3 protein-coding genes are annotated in these 3,499 nt (G+C 70.9%); all 3 read left to right on the plus strand.

The features are described from left to right. A partial coding sequence (locus VFV89_RS06100; protein ID WP_329705023.1) for a hypothetical protein occupies nucleotides 1-239 on the plus strand: 239 nt, incomplete at its 5' end. A 104-nt stretch (nucleotides 240-343) separates the two neighbouring features. After that, nucleotides 344-2,500: an MMPL family transporter gene (locus VFV89_RS06105; protein ID WP_329705024.1), complete on the plus strand. Its 2,157-nt coding sequence runs from the start codon at nucleotides 344-346 to the stop codon at nucleotides 2,498-2,500. Between the two features lie 61 nt (nucleotides 2,501-2,561). Further along, nucleotides 2,562-3,499: 7,8-didemethyl-8-hydroxy-5-deazariboflavin synthase CofG (gene cofG, locus VFV89_RS06110; protein ID WP_329705025.1), on the plus strand; the 938-nt coding region annotated here is incomplete at its 3' end.

The raw sequence follows: 3,499 nt of genomic DNA on the forward strand, positions 1-3,499 counted from the left end.
AGGAGGTGCTCGGGCAGCCACTGGGCAGCCTGGTCGAGAACATGGAGCTCGACGAGGAGCTGCGCCGTGCCCTGGTCTCGTTCGAGGGACCCGCGGGCCGGCTGCTGGCAGCGGTACGCCGCTACGAGGCGGCGCGTCCGGAGCTCGGCGCGGAGGTCTCGGACGTGGCGAACGCGTTCCTGCGCAGCGTCGAGTGGTGGTACCGCGGCGTCCCGGTCGGCTCCACCGCCCGCCGCTGACGCGTCTAGAGCACCCGCATATTCGGTTGACCTCCAAGAGCGCGGCGCACCAGCCTCGTCGCGACAGGCGCACGCAGTACACCGCTCTCACCTGAGGGGGCACCGTGACCTCTGAGCTGATGTCGTCGGTCGGAAGGCTGGCCAGGTTCCCGTCGAACAAGACCGCCAAGTGGCTGATCCTCGCGGTCTGGGTGGTCGTGCTCGCGGTCGCGTACAAGCCCGCCGGCGACCTGACCGGGGCACAGAAGAACGACGCCGTGTCCTGGCTGCCCGGTGATGCCGAGTCCACCCAGGTGCTCAAGGCGACCGAGCGGTTCCGCTCCAGCGACGAGATCACCACCGTCGTCGTCTACGAGCGCAGCGGCGGCATCACGCCCGCCGACGCGGCCGCCGTGCGCGGCCAGGTCACCGCGTTCGAGGATCTCCCCACGGTCAGGCGCGACGCCGTCGGACCGATCCCGTCCCGTGACGGCCAGGCCCTCGAGGTCGTCGTACCCGTCGACGCCGGGGACGGCGGCTGGCAGACCGTCGGCACCGCGGTGGAGCGGATGCGCGGCCTCACCCACGACGGGCCGACCGGGCTCCGGGTCCACTTCACCGGTCCTGGCGGGTACGCCGCCGACTCCTCCGACGCGTTCGCCGGCATCGACGGGAAGCTGTTGTACGCCGCGATCGGCGTGGTGGTGGTCATCCTGCTCCTCACCTACCGCAGCCCGCTCCTCTGGATCCTGCCCGTGTTCTCCTCGGTGGTCGCGCTGATGGCGGCGCAGGCGGTGGTCTACCTGCTCGCGACCCGGGCCGACCTCACCGTGAACGCCCAGACGGCCGGCATCCTCACGGTGCTGGTCTTCGGCGCCGGCACGGACTACGCGCTGCTGCTCGTCGCCCGCTACAAGGAGGAGCTGCGCCGCCACGAGGACCGGCACGAGGCGATGGCCTTCGCGCTCCACCGCGCGACCCCGGCGATCCTCGCCAGCGCGGCCACCGTGGCGATCGGCATGCTCTGCCTGACCCTGGCCGAGATGAACTCCACCGCCGGCCTGGGTCCGGTGCTGGCCATCGGCGTCGCGGTGACCCTGCTCGTGATGATCACCCTGCTGCCGGCCCTGCTGGTGATCTGCGGCCGGTGGGTCTTCTGGCCCAAGCGCCCGGCGTTCGGGTCGCCCGAGCCCACCGCCTCGGGTCTGTGGGCCAAGGTCGGCAACCGGATCGCGATCCGGCCGCGGACGATCTGGGTCGGCACCGCGGTCGTGCTCGCCGTCGCCTGCCTCGGGCTGCTCAAGCTCGACGCGACCGGCCTCAACTCCGCCGAGCAGTACACCAAGGTGTTCGACTCGGTCAAAGGCCAGCAGGTCCTGACCGAGCACGGCTTCGCCGACGACTCGAGCCCGGTCCAGGTGGTGGTCAACGCCGACAAGGCCGACGAGGTGGCCGCTGCCATGCAGGGCATCCCGGGACTCGGCGAGCCCAACACCCAGATCCCGCCCGTTGGCGGCGTCAAGCTGATCACCGCGCCCGTCGAGGGTGACGTGGCCGACCAGGCGGCGTTCGACACGATCAAGGCGGTCCGGGACAAGGTCCGTGCGGTCGACGGGGCGGATGCCCTGGTGGGCGGCACGTCAGCGATCTACCTCGACATCCAGAAGGCGTCGACCCGCGACAACTGGGTGATCATCCCGATCGTTCTGCTCGTCGTGATGCTGATCCTGATGGTGCTCCTCCGCGCGGTGCTGTCGCCGGTGTTGCTCATCGGCACGGTGATCCTCTCCTTCGGCGCGGCGCTGGGGCTGTCGACGCTGCTGTTCCACGGCGTCTTCACTCACCTGTTCGACCAGGGCGGAGGGTTCGCCCACGCCGATGCGTCGTTCCCGCTGTTCGTCTTCGTGTTCCTGGTCGCCCTGGGCATCGACTACAACATCTTCCTGATGACCCGGGTGCGGGAGGAGACGCAGACCAGGGGCACCAGGGCGGGGTCGTTGGTGGCGCTGCGGGCCACCGGTGGCGTGATCACCTCAGCGGGACTCGTCCTGGCGGCGACGTTCGCGGTGCTGGCCTCGCTGCCACTGGTCTTCCTGACCGAGCTCGGTGTGGCCGTGGCCCTCGGCGTGATCCTCGAGACGCTGGTCGTGCGGCCGGTGCTGGTCACGGCGCTCAACTACGACCTCGGGGGCAAGATCTGGTGGCCGAGCAAGCTCGACCGCGGCCACGACACACCCGACCCGGGTGCACCGGAGCCGGAGCGCGAGAGCATCAGCGTCTAGGAGCTACAGCCAGCAGGTGGGCCGGGAGTCGCTCCCGGCCCACCGCTGGTTAGCCTGAACCGTGCCCACCCCTCAGCAGCTGCGGCGTGCGTTGGCCCGGGCCGAGCGTGGTGCGGCGCTGGACCTGGCCGAGGCGACTGTGCTGCTGGCGGCGACCGGTGCGGACCTCGACCGGCTGTGCGCCGCGGCCGCGCGGGTGCGGGACGCGGGGCTGCGCGCCGCCGGTCGCGAGGGCGTGGTCACCTACTCACCGAAGGTCTTCATCCCGGTCACCCGGCTGTGCCGCGACCGGTGCCACTACTGCACGTTCGTGGAGACGCCCGCGCAGGCGGCGCGGGAGGGGCGCGCGCCGTACCTGTCCCCCGACGAGATCCTCGCGATCGCGAGCCAGGGGGCCGAGCTCGGCTGCCTGGAGGCGCTGTTCACCCTCGGCGACCGGCCCGAGGACCGCTGGCCCGAGGCGCGCGCGTGGCTCGACGAGCAGGGCTACGACTCGACGCTGGCCTACGTCCGCGCGATGGCGGTCCGGGTGCTCGAGGAGACCGGCCTCCTCCCCCACCTCAACCCCGGCGTGATGTCGTGGGAGGAGATGAACCGGCTCAAGCCGGTCGCCCCCTCGATGGGGATGATGCTCGAGACCACCTCCCGGCGCCTGTTCGACACGAAGGGCGAGGCGCACTTCGGCTCTCCCGACAAGGACCCCGAGGTCCGGCTCCGGGTGCTCGAGGACGCCGGCCGGCTGTCCATCCCGTTCACCACCGGCCTGCTCGTCGGCATCGGTGAGACGTTGACCGAGCGCGCCGAGACCATCCACGCGATCCGGCGGGTGCACAAGGAGTTCGGGCACGTGCAGGAAGTCATCGTGCAGAACTTCCGCGCCAAGGACCACACCGCGATGGCGTCGTCACCGGATGCTGCCTTCGAGGACTTCATCGCGACCGTGGCGGTCACCCGGTTGGTGATGGGACCCAAGATGCGCGTTCAGGCCCCGCCGAACCT

This window comes from Nocardioides sp. (assembly GCF_036274455.1).
GTDB lineage: Bacteria > Actinomycetota > Actinomycetes > Propionibacteriales > Nocardioidaceae > Nocardioides.